Source organism: Shewanella sp. M16, from assembly GCF_018224605.1.
Classification (GTDB): domain Bacteria; phylum Pseudomonadota; class Gammaproteobacteria; order Enterobacterales; family Shewanellaceae; genus Shewanella; species Shewanella oncorhynchi.
In genome coordinates, this window is the sequence record NZ_JAGTUL010000007.1 from 28,583 (window position 1) to 44,894 (window position 16,312).

15 protein-coding genes are annotated in these 16,312 nt (G+C 44.8%); 14 read left to right on the plus strand and 1 reads right to left on the minus strand.

The annotated features are described in order from the left end of the window. Nucleotides 1-266: 266 nt before the first annotated feature. From KFE26_RS06480 to KFE26_RS06500, 5 genes are all read left to right on the plus strand, one after another. Complete coding sequence (locus KFE26_RS06480; protein ID WP_212599951.1) at nucleotides 267-674, plus strand: hypothetical protein; 408 nt, start codon at nucleotides 267-269, stop codon at nucleotides 672-674. A 106-nt stretch (nucleotides 675-780) separates the two neighbouring features. Then, nucleotides 781-1,176, plus strand: a complete 396-nt coding sequence (locus tag KFE26_RS06485; RefSeq protein WP_212599952.1) for a hypothetical protein — start codon at nucleotides 781-783, stop codon at nucleotides 1,174-1,176. Between the two features lie 262 nt (nucleotides 1,177-1,438). After that, the gene (locus KFE26_RS06490; RefSeq protein WP_212599953.1) at nucleotides 1,439-1,852 is read left to right on the plus strand and encodes a septal ring lytic transglycosylase RlpA family protein; all 414 of its coding nucleotides are present in this window, start codon (nucleotides 1,439-1,441) and stop codon (nucleotides 1,850-1,852) included. A 306-nt stretch (nucleotides 1,853-2,158) separates the two neighbouring features. Continuing rightward, a complete protein-coding gene (locus KFE26_RS06495) occupies nucleotides 2,159-3,019 on the plus strand; it encodes a sulfurtransferase (protein WP_212599954.1) in 861 nt (286 codons plus the stop codon). A gap of 105 nt (nucleotides 3,020-3,124) precedes the next feature. Continuing rightward, entirely contained in the window at nucleotides 3,125-3,631 is a 507-nt protein-coding gene (locus tag KFE26_RS06500; protein ID WP_028760887.1) for a DUF2937 family protein, read from the plus strand. Here KFE26_RS06500 and KFE26_RS06505 read toward each other — a convergent pair. Beyond that, complete coding sequence (locus tag KFE26_RS06505) at nucleotides 3,615-4,922, minus strand: FAD-binding oxidoreductase (protein ID WP_212599955.1); 1,308 nt, start codon at nucleotides 4,920-4,922, stop codon at nucleotides 3,615-3,617. The two genes, KFE26_RS06500 and KFE26_RS06505, sit on opposite strands and share 17 nt — an antisense overlap. A gap of 236 nt (nucleotides 4,923-5,158) precedes the next feature. On the opposite strand from KFE26_RS06505, the gene KFE26_RS06510 reads away from it, so the two are divergent. From KFE26_RS06510 to gabD, 9 genes are all read left to right on the plus strand, one after another. Beyond that, a complete protein-coding gene (locus KFE26_RS06510) occupies nucleotides 5,159-5,707 on the plus strand; it encodes a cupin domain-containing protein (protein WP_028760885.1) in 549 nt (182 codons plus the stop codon). 699 nt (nucleotides 5,708-6,406) lie between these two features. Beyond that, complete coding sequence (locus tag KFE26_RS06515) at nucleotides 6,407-7,168, plus strand: gamma-glutamyl-gamma-aminobutyrate hydrolase family protein (protein ID WP_168823491.1); 762 nt, start codon at nucleotides 6,407-6,409, stop codon at nucleotides 7,166-7,168. A 2-nt stretch (nucleotides 7,169-7,170) separates the two neighbouring features. Continuing rightward, nucleotides 7,171-8,526, plus strand: coding sequence for a glutamine synthetase family protein (locus KFE26_RS06520; RefSeq protein ID WP_028760883.1), 1,356 nt, complete (start codon nucleotides 7,171-7,173; stop codon nucleotides 8,524-8,526). A 599-nt stretch (nucleotides 8,527-9,125) separates the two neighbouring features. Then, nucleotides 9,126-10,226 (plus strand): polyamine ABC transporter substrate-binding protein, encoded by a 1,101-nt coding sequence (locus KFE26_RS06525; protein WP_028760882.1) that lies wholly within the window; start codon nucleotides 9,126-9,128, stop codon nucleotides 10,224-10,226. A gap of 177 nt (nucleotides 10,227-10,403) precedes the next feature. After that, nucleotides 10,404-11,540 carry a polyamine ABC transporter ATP-binding protein gene (gene potA, locus KFE26_RS06530; protein WP_028760881.1) on the plus strand — a complete coding sequence of 379 codons (1,137 nt, stop codon included), beginning with the start codon at nucleotides 10,404-10,406 and terminating at the stop codon, nucleotides 11,538-11,540. Continuing rightward, a complete protein-coding gene (locus tag KFE26_RS06535) occupies nucleotides 11,537-12,442 on the plus strand; it encodes an ABC transporter permease subunit (RefSeq protein ID WP_212599956.1) in 906 nt (301 codons plus the stop codon). Before potA ends, KFE26_RS06535 begins: the two co-directional genes overlap by 4 nt. Further along, nucleotides 12,439-13,254 carry an ABC transporter permease subunit gene (locus KFE26_RS06540; RefSeq protein ID WP_105249905.1) on the plus strand — a complete coding sequence of 272 codons (816 nt, stop codon included), beginning with the start codon at nucleotides 12,439-12,441 and terminating at the stop codon, nucleotides 13,252-13,254. The genes KFE26_RS06535 and KFE26_RS06540 overlap by 4 nt, the downstream gene beginning before the upstream one ends. Nucleotides 13,255-13,516: 262 nt before the next feature. Further along, a complete protein-coding gene (locus KFE26_RS06545) occupies nucleotides 13,517-14,803 on the plus strand; it encodes an FAD-binding oxidoreductase (protein ID WP_212599957.1) in 1,287 nt (428 codons plus the stop codon). A gap of 50 nt (nucleotides 14,804-14,853) precedes the next feature. Continuing rightward, nucleotides 14,854-16,302: an NADP-dependent succinate-semialdehyde dehydrogenase gene (gene gabD, locus KFE26_RS06550; protein WP_212599958.1), complete on the plus strand. Its 1,449-nt coding sequence runs from the start codon at nucleotides 14,854-14,856 to the stop codon at nucleotides 16,300-16,302. Nucleotides 16,303-16,312 lie beyond the last annotated feature (10 nt).

A 16,312-nucleotide genomic window follows, 5' to 3' on the forward strand; every position in this document is an offset into this window, starting at 1 on the left:
TGTATCTGCTGCTGTGGATAAGATGTTACAGTCTTGATTCATTATATTGTTGCTCACTCATACCCGATAGAATATTGACTTTAAACACTCCCATTAATATCTCAATTTACTTCCATTCTTATCTGCTTCATAAATATCGTAAGTTATCGCTTATAAATTTGTGGCTTTCAAACATTACCATTAATGCATTTAGTTATAGTGTGAAAAGTGTTGTAAGTTATTTGTGATATTATAGGGTGCTTAGAGCATTGAATAAGAAGGCAAGTATGCACAATGTAGAAGAGTGTGGGGCAATCGTCAGTAAAGCCCTCGATAGTTACAAATCCGATTTTATGGAACTTGTTAGGGAATATGCGATTTCTTGTAAAAATAAAGGTGAAGCATATTGTGATTTTTTTGTCGATATAGCCTCTATGATGAATGGCGCATGGCTTTTAACCGCAGTATGTGAGTTTGAGGATGCTTCTGAATTTAAAGCCTTTAATTGGTATCAATTATTGAATGTTGATATAGATAATATGCCAGAAGATGATTTGTTCTCCCTACAAAATAAGCTATATGAAATCGGTTATATTTGGTTGGTGGAGCAATTAAATTCCTCTAAAAAAGAAATAAAATGTATCGAAATTAGGTTATTTCATAATGGCAGCAATGAATACCAATCTTTGGCATAATTAGCTTCTAACAGAGCTAAACGACATCAGTCACTGGGCTCATTGGATAGAATTTTTTGTGTGTGGTTATGTCATACCGTTGGTAGTATTTACCTCTAGGGCAAGTATGAAGAACTTTATTAGCAAAGATCTAGATATTGAAGAGTTCAAAAAAAGATTCGATAACACCAGAGAAAGTTTTTTAAATTCTCTAAAAACAGCAAGTAAAGGTTATCGAAATGTAAGGTTCTTCGCTTGTGATGAAAGTGGAGTCCCCATTAAATGGGTATGGGATGATGAAACGTTCACACATAACTGGGAAGAGGGCACTCTTGAAGACGCTATTCAGTTTGCCCGTCACATGATAAATAGTGGAATGTATTTTGCGTTTATGGGTTGTTTGTCTGGTTCCAGTGATCTTGATATTTGGCTGACCACCTTTGAAAACCCCATAAAGAAACCTACATGGCCAAGTGGTAAAGAACCCAAATTTGAGATTATCCATAAAGTGTTAACTCGTTAGGGCTTTGTTTACCGATCTAAATTAGGAAACAAAGCCTCGTTATGACTGCATATTTTATCTCAACGTAAGAGCATTCACCTGTAAATACGTGATTTTAGCGTGCAACTGCTGTAGCCTCGTGGAAATTTATTGTTTCTTATTTTGATCTTTTAGGATGCAAGCTTAGAGCTTTGCCATCTAAGGTTGTTGGTTATTTTCCCCGAGACTTTTGCTGAGCCTTTCGCTCGTCAGCAAAGCGTTCACTCATTAGAGAGGGTGTCATGTGAATGCACTGCAAAACCCAATTAGGCAGTTCAATGTCGTCAAACTAGCTGTGCTGGCATTGTTAAGTTTTTTGGCTGGCTGTTCTTCACTGCAGACGGGTGAGAATGGAAACTGGGTGGGATTCACGGAAGCTGGTCAGGCTTCATTTTATGGGGATAAACATCAGAATAAGCAGACGGCCAGCGGTGAACTTTACAAACATAAATTAAAGACAGCAGCGCATAAAAAGTTACCCTTTGGCTCGAGTGTTAAGGTCACCAATGTCGATAATGGCAAAAGTGTGATTGTGAAAATCAATGATAGAGGGCCTTTCGTGCGTGGCCGCATTATTGATCTGTCTAAATCGGCGTTCAGTAGTATAGGCAATACTTCTTCTGGCTTGATTGACGTGAAAATAGAAGTCATTAAATAGCGGCTATTTTGAAAACAGTTGTCTCGAAAAGAACTGTTGCGAAAACGGCTATCTCGAACACGGCCATATCGACAGGATCGTTTTGAAAGCGGCATCATTAAAAATGAGCAGTTTGAAAGCACTCTCTTCAAAACACGGCTTCGCTGCAATCTAATGATTGAATGCACTAATAATTGAGCGCATAAAACCGAGTCGGCGCTTTTAAATAAAATCCCAAAGCAGACAATTTGTTAAGCTGATATTTGGGCTTTACGGCATTTGGTGAGAGACTATCGGCAGATTTGGATAACAGTAAAAGGACCCGCTATGGAATACCCACTTGTTAGTACGCAGTGGCTCGAAGCACACCTCACCGATCCCCATTTAGTCTTACTCGATGCCAGTATGGAAACCGTTATTGGTAAAGAACCCCTAGTTTACGATGAGCCTATTTGCATTCCGCGCTCACGTCGATTCGACTTGGAAAATGTGTTTTGCGATAAAACTTCAACTCAAATCCATGCCTTGCCGACGTTTGAGCAATTCAGCCAAGGGATAGCGCAACTTGGGATTGAAGCCGACAGTGTTATCGTTATCTATGATAACCAAGGCATTTATTCAGCCCCACGGGCGTGGTGGACCTTTAAAGTCATGGGCTTTAATCGAGTCTATGTACTCGATGGTGGCTTGCCTCAATGGATTGAAGAAGACCGCATTACCTCATCGCGTTATCAAGCCGAAGGCGTCGATTATGGCCCGACGGATATCGATACTTTGGCGGATGTGCTGCAATACCACCCCGAGCTTGTGATGGATGCCGAGGCCGTGTTATCACGAATTGAAGATGCCGGAACGGCGATTGTCGATGCCCGTGGTGCGCCACGCTTTTTAGGGCAAGTGAGTGAGCTGCGCCCAGGTGTGCGCTCAGGACATATTCCTTGCTCGGTTAATTTACCCTTCGCTCAAGTGCTCGATGGTAATAAAATCAAAACGGTCAGTGAGCTACAGTCTATTTATCAAGGGCTAGCAGCGGATAAATCCGCAAGGATATTCAGCTGTGGTTCTGGGATTACGGCGTGTATTTTGATCTTAGCTTCGGTCGCCGCGGGGCATACACATCCTATCCTCTATGACGGTTCATGGGCGGATTGGGGCAGCCGTAACGATCTGCCGATAAGTGTTAATTGAGTATCACCATTGAAATTAGTGCTGTAGATTAATTAAGTTAGCCGTGGTTTTTGTTGAACATCATGTGACTTTTACGTCGTTTGGCGAAATGCCAAGGAGAAACCTTTGATAGCGAGATTGATCGATAAATTGGTATTTGGATTTATTTTAGTGATTGCCTTACAGTTACCACAACTGGCTGATCATTATCAGCAATTTTTATCAGGCCTTTATGAATCGACTCGATGGCAGGTAGAAGGTTACGAGGCAACGGCTAAGGAATATCATTACGCCGATGTTGATGCCATGATTGCCCGCCACCAGCAAAATGAGGAGCCAAGTGTGCGTGCCGACGCTGAGCAAAAGGTACAGACACTGGCGCTTTATAAAGCGTTAACACAGGGCGTGGCGATTTTTAATACGGGCAATTTGTTTGAGAAAACTGCCTATATGTTTAACCCTGTTCGCTTTGATTATCTTGAGAAAACCATCAGTAACTTTAAGCCAGGGATACCTTTAACTTCTAGTGGTATTGGCTTTGGCGTCTTGGTGGCTTTAGTCGTGCATTATCTTGGGTCTATCCCTTTTATCCTGTGGGCAAGGCGTAACAAGCGACTTAAAACAAGTCCTTAAATCTGTGATATAGCATGCCTGCAGCGAGCATAGGTGAGCGGAACGTCGGGCCGCCGGGGAAGGTGATGTGTTTGATTTTAGCAAATACATCGAAATGTCCCGCCTGTTGGCAAATGGCCTCGGCAAGCAGTTTTGCCGCCATGTGAGTGGCATTCACGCCGTGTCCCGCATAGGCTTGGGCGTAAAAAATATTATTTGCATCAGGAAGGCGACCAATTTGTGGCATACGGTTAGCACCGATACCTATCATGCCGCCCCATTCATAATCGATACGTACCCCTTTTAATTGCGGGAAAACTTTCTCAAGATTCGGTCTTAGTGCCGCTTCAATGTCTTTCGGATCTTTACCCGAATAGGTACAAAGGCCGCCAAATAGCAAACGACGATCTGCCGATAAGTGAAAGTAATCTAGGGCAATTCGCATATCCGCGAAGGCCATGTTTTGCGGGATAATACTCGCGCATTGGGCCTCAGTTAAGGGCTCTGTCGCCAATAAATAACTGCCTGCAGGTAATACTTTTCCCCCTACAAAGCTATTAAGTTTGTGGCCGATATAGGCATTGCCCGCCAGCACTAAGTATTGGCATGTGACTTCGCCCTTAGCGGTAATGACCTTAGGTTTGGCGCCTTGAATGATTTTTTCAGCAGCGCTGTACTCAAACAACTTAGCGCCGAGATTACGGGCGACGCGGGCCTCACCTAGGGCAAGATTAAGTGGGTGCAGATGACCGCTACCCATATCAACTAGCGCGCCTTGATAAAAATCTGAGCCTATGACTTCACCTAATTGCGCCTTAGTTAACAGCTTGATTTCTTGCTGATAACCCATGGCCTTGAGTGCGCTAAATTCTTCTTCAAGCTCATCCATGTGACGAGGTTTAACCGCTAAGTCGCAATAACCCATTTGCAGATCGCAGTCGATACTGTGTTCTCGTATGCGATTTCGCACTATCTCGACGGCTTCAAAGCCCATCTGTTGAATTGCTTGAACACCTTCAGTGCCGATTTCACTTTGAAATTGTGCAGGGTCATGGCCTATGCCGCGAATGAGTTCGCCGCCATTACGCCCCGATGCGCCCCAGCCAATTCGCCTCGCTTCTAACAGCACGACACTCATACCGCGCTGTGCGAGTTCTATGGCGGTATTGATACCGCTAAAGCCGCCGCCCACTATGCAGACATCGGCACTGATATTGCCTTCGAGTTGTGGGTGCGCGTAAATTTCTTTAGCAGTATCAACATAATAAGAGTGTGGATACTGTTCGCTGTGCACTGGAGGTTTGCTTGCCATTATGGCTCCCAAAAATTGTTTTTATTGTAAATTGGACTTGTCTCAGTATACTCATCACACTTTTAACATGACGCAAAAAAGTGTTCGTTTTATTTAACACGCTTTTTATGTAGAATACAATGAAAGCAGTAAAACACGCGCTTTTTGGGCGAAAATGCGTTCTGGATGGTGTTTATCCTGAACAACCTGTTCGTCATCTATCGGGATTGACCCGAGCCTTTAGGGGGATGTGAAATTTGGATATTGGAGCCAGCCTCAAAACTGTTCGAAAAATGAAAGGCTTATCTCAACGAGAATTAGCCAAACGTGCTGGTGTGACTAACAGTACGATTTCAATGATCGAGAAAAACAGTGTTAGCCCGTCAGTCAGCTCTTTAAAAAAAGTGCTGTCGGGTATCCCGATGTCTTTAGTGGACTTTTTCTCCATTGAAGCCTCAACGGATAGTGAGCAAAAGGTCGTCTATCGATCCAATGAATTACTGAATATCGGTACTGGACCACTTGAATTTAAACTGATCGGTCGTGATTACCCGAACCGCGCAATGTCAGTGATGAATGAGATTTATCCACCCGGTTCAGATACGGGTGAAGAGATGCTAAAGCACGAAGGTGAAGAGGCCGCTATGGTGATAGAAGGTAAATTCGAACTCACTGTTGGGGATGAAGTGTATATTTTGGAAGCGGGTGACAGTTATTATTTTAACAGTGAATTGCCCCATAGATTCCGCAATCCCTTCGATGAACCTTGTCGCCTAGTGAGTGCGACTACACCTGCAAACTTCTAATTAAGTCATTAACTTACCCTATTATTCAACATATTAGGCCACTTACTCACTAAAAGTGAGTGGCGTAATACTGTTATTCAACATTACTGCGGATTTATACCAATCACATTAAATATCTAATCAGTTCAGAGCCTCACAGGCATTTCAATCCAAGGCGCATTGACGCAGAAATGGTCATTCCCTTTTAAGTCAATGCAACACGGGAGTGGGATGCCTGTGAGGCTCCCGAAGGGCGGGTTTCAACGCACTTTATACTGCGTTTAAGGCTTTCGACAGAGCACCACTATGCCTTCAAGCCTTCGCCTTGTCTAAAGCGCGTTGAACTCCCGCTGAATGAACAGATATTTAATACGATTGGTATTACCTACTTTCTAACCCTGTCATATTGGTTATATATCCTCTTCTTTGTGTAAATAATATTGGTTCAAATTTGGTTCGAATACGGTTTAATTTACCCTGTAAAAAGTGAGCTTTATGCTGGTGTAACCGCTGGTTTATATACATGAATTAGCGAGAAATGGGGTAAATATACATTTAACTACATGTTATCTATGCTTATTAAGAATAAGTGGATTAAATAACCTTTAACAAGTGTTTAACCTCTTGCCTAGTGCTAAATTTCGGTGTACTGTGTGAAAAAATGAACATTTAAAGGCAAAGTGTTCGTTATGCTAGTAAAATCTATTCTAAAGGTGAGATATGTCAGCCGATTTACCCCTCATAGGTGTTATTGCATGCAATCAACAATTGGGATCACACCCCTTTAATATTGTTGGTGAAAAATACCTTTTAGGTGTAGTTAATGGCGCGAAAGGCTGGCCGTTAGTGATCCCATCTTTAGGTAGTGATTTACCGATAGACGCTATTTTAGAGCGTCTTGACGGTATTTTGTTTACTGGCTCTCCTTCTAATGTAGAACCCCATCTTTATGCAGGCCAGCCGAGTGAGCTTGGTACACACCATGATCCTAAACGTGACGCGACAACTTTGCCGCTGATCCACGCTGCTATTGCTGCTGGGGTACCTGTATTAGGTATTTGTCGCGGTTTTCAAGAAATGAATGTGGCTTTTGGTGGCAGTTTGCATCAGAAGCTCCATGAGGTGGGTGGCTTTATTGAACATCGAGAAGATAAAACCACATCCTTAGATGTGCAGTATGGGGCTTCTCACAGTATTACTGTTGAGCCCGGGGGGCTTATTTACGAGGCCTGGGGCCGTAACTCTGCAGAGATTAACTCTGTACATACTCAAGGCGTGGAGCGCCTGGGTGTTGGGTTGCGGCCAGAAGCTTATGCTCCAGATGGGTTAGTGGAGGCTTTCTCCGTAATTGGTACTAAAGAATTTGCCCTCGGTGTGCAATGGCATCCAGAGTGGAAGGTGAGCGAGAATCCGTTTTACCTCTCCATTTTCAATGCCTTCGGTGATGCATGCCGACGTAGGGCTACAACTCGAGTGAAATAATAATGAATAAGCTAATCGCTTTTTTAAAAGAACGAAAAATCACAGAAGTCGAATGTGTTATCAGTGACATGACTGGCATCGCCCGCGGCAAGATTGCTCCAGTCGATAAGTTTCTCGATGAAAAAGGCATGCGTTTGCCCGAAAGTGTGTTGTTGCAAACTGTGACGGGTGATTTTGTCGACGAAGAGATTTACTACAGTTTGCTCGATGCAGCCGACATCGATTTTGTTTGTGTACCCGATGAAAATGCCGTCTTTATGTTGCCTTGGACCATCGAAGCCACGGCACAGGTTATCCACGATTGCTACGACAGAATGGGTAATCCTATTGAGCTTTCACCACGTAACGTATTGAAAAAAGTGTTGTCTCTCTATGACGAACAGGGCTGGGAACCTGTTATCGCTCCCGAAATGGAGTTCTATTTGACTCGTCGTAGTGACGACCACGATTTACCCTTAAAGCCTCCAATTGGTCGTTCAGGTCGCCCCGAAGCGGGTCGCCAGTCATTCTCTATTGATGCTGCCAACGAATACGATCCTATGTTTGAAGACATGTACGATTGGTGTGAGCTTCAAGGTTTAGATATCGATACTTTAATCCATGAAGATGGTCCCGCACAGATGGAGATTAACTTCAGTCATGGCAATGCATTATCTTTAGCTGATCAAGTGTTTATCTTTAAACGCACTTTACGGGAAGCCGCGCTGAAGCACGATGTGTGCGCCACTTTTATGGCAAAACCCGTGACGGATGAACCTGGCAGTGCGATGCATATTCATCAAAGCGTGATCAATAAAGAGACGGGCAAGAATATTTTCACCAATGAAGATGGTACTAAGAGCAAGCTATTCTTGGGATATATTGCAGGCTTACAAAAATTCATTCCTGAGTTGCTGCCACTGATGGCGCCAAATGCGAACTCGTTTCGTCGTTTCCTCCCCGGCACTTCGGCACCTGTAAACTTAGAATGGGGCGATGAAAACCGTACCTGTGGTTTACGCATTCCAGAATCTTCACCACAAAACCGTCGCATTGAGAACCGCATTCCCGGCGCCGATGCTAACTGTTATTTGGCGATTGCCGCGAGCTTGTTGTGTGGCTATATCGGCATGGTTGAGTCGCTAAAACCTTCGACTCCTGTGCAAGGTAAAGCCAATGAAAGCCGTAGCAATAATACCCATTGTTTACCGCTGACATTAGAGGAAGCATTAGCGGCGATGGAAGAAAGTGATGCCTGTAAGCAATATTTAGGCGAATCCTTCACCACTGGATTTGTTGCGGTAAAACAGGCTGAACTTGAAAACTTCCGCCGTGTTGTCAGCTCATGGGAACGTGAATTCCTATTACTCACTGTGTAATGTTTTGGATTGATTGCACTGACCGTGTTGCCGCGTTAACTCAAGGAATAAGGGGTTAACGTTGGCCATAACGATACTGATGCGTGCACTGTTTTAGTGAGGTTGCACTTAACTGGTGCAACTCGCTTGTTAAATAATATGATGGTTTTTAATGGCTTGTCCGTTAAAGTGATTATTCAATTCCATTGCTTGTCTGCAAGGGAAGTAAAATAGGCTTAACAATTTTAGGTTGTTCGCTTACTAGCGTTACTAACTAATTGTTAGTCATATTTAAAATGTGTTTATCTAAGTTTTTTTTTGCGATTGCTTAGGGACTTGAGGCATTTGCCTTAATGTTGCAAAATGTACAAGCAGTGTCATATCTAGTCTATTTTTTTGAGTGTTAATGCAATACCGATGCCTCGAAAATTTGGCACGAAACCTGATACTTAACAAATTGCAGCAAGATATAAAGTAGGCATGGTTATCATGCCGTAGAGACTGCCGATGCGGTTTTTAAGGTGTAGCATTGGTCGAAAATAACAACAATATCCGGGCAGCCCGGTGACACAATGTCAGAATTTGCTTAAGCAGTTCTGCTACCCGAGAAAGGAGAAAGCATGAAGCTATTTAATAAGATGACCACATTAGCGCTGGTAACTGCGAGCGTATTTGCAAGCGCAGTGGCCCAAGCGGAAGAAGTGGTTCGCGTGTATAACTGGTCAGATTATATCGCGGAAGATACCTTAGAAAACTTCAAGAAAGAAACGAGCATTAGGGTAATTTACGATGTATTTGATAGTAATGAAGTGCTTGAGGCTAAATTACTGTCTGGTCGTAGTGGCTACGATATCGTTGTACCTTCTAACCACTTTCTCGCTAAGCAAATCAAAGCGGGTGCTTTCAAACCTTTAGACCGTGCTAAGTTACCTAATTTTAAAAATTTAAATCCAGCCCTGATGAAGTTGCTTGAAAAAGCCGATCCGGGTAACCAATATGCCGTGCCTTATTTATGGGGAACCAATGGCATTGGTTACAACATCGATAAAGTGAAAGCCGCTGTGGGGGAAGATGCGCCATTTAACTCAATGGAACTGATCTTCAATCCTAAATACGCTGAAAAAATTTCTAAGTGTGGCTTTGCTATGTTGGACTCTGCCGACGACATGGTGCCACAGGCGATGATTTATTTAGGCTTAGATCCTAACAGTACTAAGGCTGAAGACTATGAAAAAGCGGGTGAGTTACTGGAAAAAATTCGTCCTTATGTGACGTATTTCCATTCTTCACGTTATATTTCTGACTTAGCGAACGGTGACATCTGTGTCGCTTACGGTTTCTCCGGTGACGTATTCCAGGCGAAGGCCCGTGCTGAAGAAGCAAAAAATGGCAATAAGATTGGCTACTCCATTCCAAAAGAAGGTGCCAATCTGTGGTTCGATATGTTAGCTATCCCTGCTGATTCAACGAACGTCGATAATGCACTCACGCTGATTAACTATTTTCTACGTCCAGAAGTCATAGCGCCTATCTCTAACTATGTGGCCTATGCTAACCCGAACGATCCCGCTCAACCTCTGGTTGATGAGGCTATCCGTACCGATCCTGCGATCTATCCACCACAAGAAGTGTTAGACAAACTTTATATCGGTGAAATTCGTCCTTTGAAAATTCAGCGCGTATTAACCCGTGTTTGGACCAAAGTGAAGTCAGGACAATAGTCGATAGGGGGCAAGCCTAGCTTGCCCCCAGCTTGGCAAACTTCTATGTCCAATCTTATGCATAGTTAATCCACGTATAGGATTTGACACAGTTTGTTTAACCACTTTTCATTCATTAATCGTGTTGAACCTAGAGTTTGAGCGTATCTACGCCTCATTTTCGGGTGGAGAAGTACTATGGCAATCACCTCGAGCGTCACCAATAAACCGACAACAAAGACGCAAGAAAAAGTACTGCTCAAGATTGAGCGGGTAAGCAAATTATTCGATGACGTGCGGGCTGTCGACGATGTGTCATTAACTATCAATAAAGGCGAAATTTTTGCCTTACTTGGCGGCTCGGGCTCGGGTAAGTCAACACTATTGCGTATGTTGGCGGGTTTTGAAAAGCCCACCTCTGGCCGTATTTTCCTTGATGGGGAAGATATCACCGATTTACCACCATACGAACGTCCCATTAATATGATGTTTCAATCCTATGCTTTGTTTCCCCACATGACAGTGGCACAAAACATTGCATTTGGTTTGAAGCAAGACAAGCTGCCTAAAGCCGAAATTGAACAGCGTGTGCAAGATATGCTGAAACTCGTGCATATGGAGCAATATGGTAAGCGTAAACCGCATCAGTTATCTGGTGGTCAGCGCCAGCGTGTTGCACTGGCCCGTTCATTGGCGAAACGACCTAAATTATTACTGCTCGATGAGCCTATGGGCGCATTAGATAAAAAACTGCGTACCCAAATGCAGCTAGAAGTGGTTGAAATCCTTGAGCGTGTCGGCGTGACCTGCGTGATGGTGACCCACGATCAGGAAGAAGCCATGACAATGGCTGGTCGAATTTCGATCATGAGTGATGGCTGGATTGCTCAAACTGGCTCGCCAATGGATATTTACGAAAGCCCGAACAGCCGCATGATTGCTGAGTTTATCGGTACTGTGAATTTGTTTGGTGGCGCGATTGAAGTAGATGAAGTCGACCATCTGATCATTAAGTCTAATGATTTGGCCCAACCTTTCTATGTCGGTTATGGCGTCACGACTAACGTTGAAGATAAGAATGTTTGGCTAGCAGTGCGTCCCGAAAAGACCATTATTAGCCGTGAGCAGCCTGAAGGTCAGTACAACTGGGCGAAAGGAATCGTGCATGATATCGCGTATTTAGGCGGTATTTCAGTCTATTACATTCGTTTAGAGAATGGTCAAATCGTACAGTGCAGTATGACTAACCGTGAACGCCGCGCTGATCATGCCACATGGGATGACGAAGTGTTCATTAGTTGGGAGGACACCAGTGGCGTGGTGTTGAGATCATGAAGAAACCCATTAAAGTAAAGTGGCTTAAGGGCCGCTTCTGGACCATAGGTATTCCCTACGCTTGGCTGCTGCTGTTTTTTGCCTTACCGTTTGCGATTGTCCTTAAACTGAGTTTTTCGACGGCGGCGATTGCTATCCCGCCCTATGAAGCAACATTCCAATATGCTGACGATGTATTAAATATCTTCCTGCATTTGGGTAACTATTTGATGTTGCTTGATGATTCGCTATATTACATGGCTTATCTCAGCTCATTGAAAATGGCGTTAATTTCGACCTTGGGCTGCTTGATTATTGGCTACCCAATGGCCTATGCCATTGCCCGTGCCCCTGCGCGGTTGCAAACCGTGCTGCTGCTGTTAGTTATGTTGCCTTCTTGGACCTCATTTTTAATCCGCGTTTACGCTTGGATGGGGATCTTAAGTAACACAGGGATCATCAATAATTCACTGATGTGGTTGGGGATTATTTCTGAGCCGTTACAGATCCTCAATACCAATATTGCCGTGTATATCGGCATTATCTATGCGTATTTACCCTTTATGATTCTGCCCTTGTACGCCACCTTAGTGAAACTTGATATGAGTTTGATTGAAGCTGCGTCTGACTTAGGTTCAAGCCGTTTGAATACCTTCTGGAAAATCACTTTCCCGCTGTCAAAAAGTGGTGTGATTGCTGGTTCTATGCTGGTGTTTATTCCTGCCGTGGGTGAGTTTGTGATCCCAGAGCTACTCGGTGGTCCCGATTCCTTGATGATAGGTCGAGTGTTATGGCAAGAGTTTTTCAATAACCGCGACTGGCCTGTGGCTTCGTCACTGGCGATTGTGATGTTGGGTCTATTGATTATTCCGATCACTTTATTCCATCGCTATCAGGCGCGTAGTTTGGAGAAAGACCTATGAAAAAATTAAGCTTTTCTTCAGTGATGCTCTGGTTTGGCTTATTTTTCTTGTATGCACCTATGTTAGTGCTGGTGATTTATTCCTTTAACGACTCTAAATTAGTGACGGTATGGGGTGGATTTTCACCTAAATGGTATGGCGAGTTATTTCAAGACCAACAGATTTTAGATGCAGTATGGACCAGCCTGCGGATAGCGTTTTATAGCTCAACTATGGCGGTCATTATCGGCACTATGGCAGCCTTTGTGATGACACGCTTTAAGCGTTCATGGGCAAAACTGACCCTGTCGAACATGATTACTGCACCGCTGGTAATGCCTGAAGTGATCACTGGTCTGTCTTTGCTTTTACTGTTTGTGCACATGGCAGATTTGTTGGGCTGGCCTAGGGAGCGTGGCATGATGACAGTGTGGATTGCACACTCAACATTTTGTGCTGCCTATGTGGCTGTGGTGGTGTCTTCAAGATTGCGCGAGCTTGATATGTCAATCGAAGAGGCGGCAATGGACTTAGGGGCAACACCGCTCAAGACTTTCTTCTTGATCACTGTGCCTATGATTTCGCCAGCGCTGGTGGCGGGTTGGTTGTTGTCATTCAGTTTGTCTTTAGACGATTTAGTGATCGCAAGCTTTGCCTCAGGCCCTGGTGCAACGACCTTGCCTATGGTGGTGTTCTCTTCGGTACGTTTAGGAGTTTCTCCTAAGATCAATGCCTTAGCGACGCTGATCATACTGTGTGTTTCACTCATCGCTTTCCTTTCTTGGTATATGGCAAGACGGGCAGAGAAACGCGACCGTACACCAATGAACTAGTTAGCTTAATTTTGGGATGGCTTTGGTATTGCCAAAGCCATCCTTGATATTTGTCACCGCTCCCATCACCCGCTTTGCTTTGCAGGCTAGTCCTGTTACTCAAGATCACCAGAATTGAATCACTGAGCTAAAAATAATCTCGTGTTTGATATATCAAACAAAATGTAAATTATTGCGCTTTTCTGGCTAGTGTTTCGTTTTATGAAGGTGTAGGATGTGATGGCTGTTTAAAATAATGAACATTAGAATTCAAGGGAACAACATGTCTGCCATAGCTCACGCTGGATCATATTATGCGGCATCGGCCAACGATAAGGTTGAACGTCCGCGTCTACAGGAATCGATTGAAGCCGATGTTTGTGTGATTGGCGCAGGTTATACAGGCCTTTCTGCCGCGCTGCATTTATTAGAATCGGGCATGAGTGTGGTGGTGTTAGAAGCCGCTCGCATTGGCTGGGGCGCCTCGGGCCGTAATGGCGGACAAATCGTTAATAGTTATAGCCGTGACATTGATACTATTGAAAAAACAGTCGGTAAAGAACAAGGTAAACTCTTTGGCCAAATGGCCTTTGAGGGCGGGCAAATCATCCGCGATCGTATTGCTAAGTATAATATTCAATGCGATCTAAAAGATGGCGGCGTGTTTGCCGCGATGAACGAAAAGCAAATGGGCCATTTACGCCATCAAAAACAACTGTGGGAAAGCCACGGCCATGTTAATCAGCTCGAACTTCTCGATGCTAAAGGTATTCGCGGTGTGGTAAATACTGAGCGTTATGTCGGTGGTCTACTGGATAAAAGCGGTGGCCATATTCACCCGCTTAATTTAGCTCTTGGCGAAGCGCGCGCGGTCGAATCCCTCGGCGGTAAGATTTATGAAGACTCAGCAGTGCTGAGTGTCGATGAGGGCGATAGCCCTGTTGTGCATACGGCGCAGGGCAGTGTGAAAGCCAAGTTTGTGGTGGTGGCGGGTAACGCCTATTTAGGTAAGTTAATGCCTGAGCTGCAGGCGAAATCTATGCCCTGCGGCACGCAAGTGATTACCACAGAGCCTTTGAGTGCCGATCTGGCTGCGAGCTTATTACCACAGGATTACTGCGTCGAAGATTGTAACTATCTGCTCGATTATTTCCGTCTGTCTGGTGACAAGCGGATGATTTACGGCGGCGGCGTAGTGTATGGCGCCCGCGATCCGGCGGATATCAAATCGATCATTATTCCTAACATGCTCAAAACCTTCCCGCAATTAAAAGATGTGAAGATCGATTATGCGTGGACGGGTAACTTCCTACTGACGCTGTCGCGCCTGCCACAGGTCGGTCGTATTGGTAAGAACATCTATTATTCACAGGGGTGTAGTGGTCACGGTGTCACTTATACCCATCTGGCAGGCAAGTTACTGGCTGAAATGCTTAACGGCCAAGCCACGCGCTTCGATGCCTTCGCTGCATTGCCACATTATCCTTTCCCCGGCGGTCACGCACTTCGCGTCCCTTTTAGTGCTATCGGAGCTTGGTATTACACGTTAAGAGACAAACTAGGTCTCTAACATCATCACTTTTAAGAAGCTAGGTAGCTTCACAATACGAGGAAATCCTTGTGCAATTAAATGATCCGAGTTTGCTACGTCAACAGTCTTTTATTAATGGTCAATGGTGTGATGCCGTTTCTGGTGACACGCTAAAGGTGTTTAATCCCGCAACCAATGCCGTAATTGGCTACGTTCCTAATATGGGACAAGTTGAAACTGAAATGGCGATTAAGGCGGCAGAAGCGGCTTTACCTGCATGGCGAGCGCTCACAGCCAAAGAGCGCGGCGCTAAGTTAAGGCGTTGGTTTGAATTACTCAATGAAAACAGTGATGACTTAGCATTGCTCATGACGACTGAGCAGGGTAAACCGCTGGCAGAAGCGAAAGGTGAAGTAACCTATGCCGCTTCGTTTATCGAGTGGTTTGCCGAAGAAGCGAAACGTATTTATGGCGATACCATTCCTGGGCATCAAGTAGATAAGCGCTTGATGGTAATTAAGCAGCCTGTCGGCGTAACCGCCGCGATTACGCCGTGGAACTTTCCTGCCGCGATGATCACCCGCAAAGCCGCTCCAGCGTTAGCTGCGGGTTGCACTATGGTGGTAAAACCTGCGCACCAAACACCCTTTACCGCATTAGCGATGGCTGAACTTGCTAAGCGTGCCGGTATTCCTGCGGGCGTATTTAGTGTGTTAACGGGTGATGCGGTGCAGATTGGTAATGAAATGTGCAGCAACCCGATAGTGCGTAAGCTGTCTTTCACTGGCTCAACCAATATCGGTATTAAATTAATGGCGCAATGTGCGCCTACCTTAAAAAAACTGTCGCTAGAGCTTGGCGGCAATGCACCATTTATCGTATTTAACGATGCCAATATCGATGCCGCTGTCGAAGGCGCCATGATAGCTAAATATCGTAATGCCGGACAAACCTGCGTCTGCGCTAACCGCATTTATGTGCAAGACGGTGTATACGACGAGTTTGCCTTAAAACTTAGCACTGCTGTTGGCAAGCTTAAGGTTGGAGAGGGCATCAACGAGGGCATCACTACGGGCCCGTTGATCAATGCTGCCGCAGTCGAAAAAGTGCAGAGTCACCTTATCGATGCTATCGCCAAAGGCGCCTCTGTGCTCGCGGGCGGCAAAGTTCATGATCTTGGCGGTAATTTCTTCGAGCCAACCGTGCTCACCAATGTCGATAAAAGCATGCTTGTTGCCCGCGAAGAAACCTTTGGTCCACTCGCGCCGCTGTTTAAATTCAGCGATGTCGACGATGTGATTAAACAAGCTAATGATACTGAATTTGGCCTCGCCGCCTATTTCTATGGTCGCGATATTTCATTGGTGTGGAAAGTCGCCGAAGCCTTGGAGTACGGCATGGTTGGGGTCAACACTGGCTTGATTTCGACGGAAGTCGCGCCCTTTGGTGGGATGAAATCTTCAGGGCTTGGCCGTGAAGGCTCTAAGTTCGGTATCGAAGAATATCTAGAAATCAAATACATCTGCATGTCCGTTTAATACGGTCCGA

Coding starts and splice junctions, on each gene's coding strand:
- KFE26_RS06480 (WP_212599951.1), top strand. CDS start 267: ATGCACAATGTAGAAGAGTGTGGGGCAATCGTCAGTAAAGCCCTCGAT.
- KFE26_RS06485 (WP_212599952.1), top strand. CDS start 781: ATGAAGAACTTTATTAGCAAAGATCTAGATATTGAAGAGTTCAAAAAA.
- KFE26_RS06495 (WP_212599954.1), top strand. CDS start 2,159: ATGGAATACCCACTTGTTAGTACGCAGTGGCTCGAAGCACACCTCACC.
- KFE26_RS06505 (WP_212599955.1), bottom strand. CDS start 4,922: ATGGCAAGCAAACCTCCAGTGCACAGCGAACAGTATCCACACTCTTAT.
- KFE26_RS06515 (WP_168823491.1), top strand. CDS start 6,407: ATGTCAGCCGATTTACCCCTCATAGGTGTTATTGCATGCAATCAACAA.
- KFE26_RS06520 (WP_028760883.1), top strand. CDS start 7,171: ATGAATAAGCTAATCGCTTTTTTAAAAGAACGAAAAATCACAGAAGTC.
- KFE26_RS06525 (WP_028760882.1), top strand. CDS start 9,126: ATGAAGCTATTTAATAAGATGACCACATTAGCGCTGGTAACTGCGAGC.
- potA (WP_028760881.1), top strand. CDS start 10,404: ATGGCAATCACCTCGAGCGTCACCAATAAACCGACAACAAAGACGCAA.
- KFE26_RS06535 (WP_212599956.1), top strand. CDS start 11,537: ATGAAGAAACCCATTAAAGTAAAGTGGCTTAAGGGCCGCTTCTGGACC.
- KFE26_RS06540 (WP_105249905.1), top strand. CDS start 12,439: ATGAAAAAATTAAGCTTTTCTTCAGTGATGCTCTGGTTTGGCTTATTT.
- KFE26_RS06545 (WP_212599957.1), top strand. CDS start 13,517: ATGTCTGCCATAGCTCACGCTGGATCATATTATGCGGCATCGGCCAAC.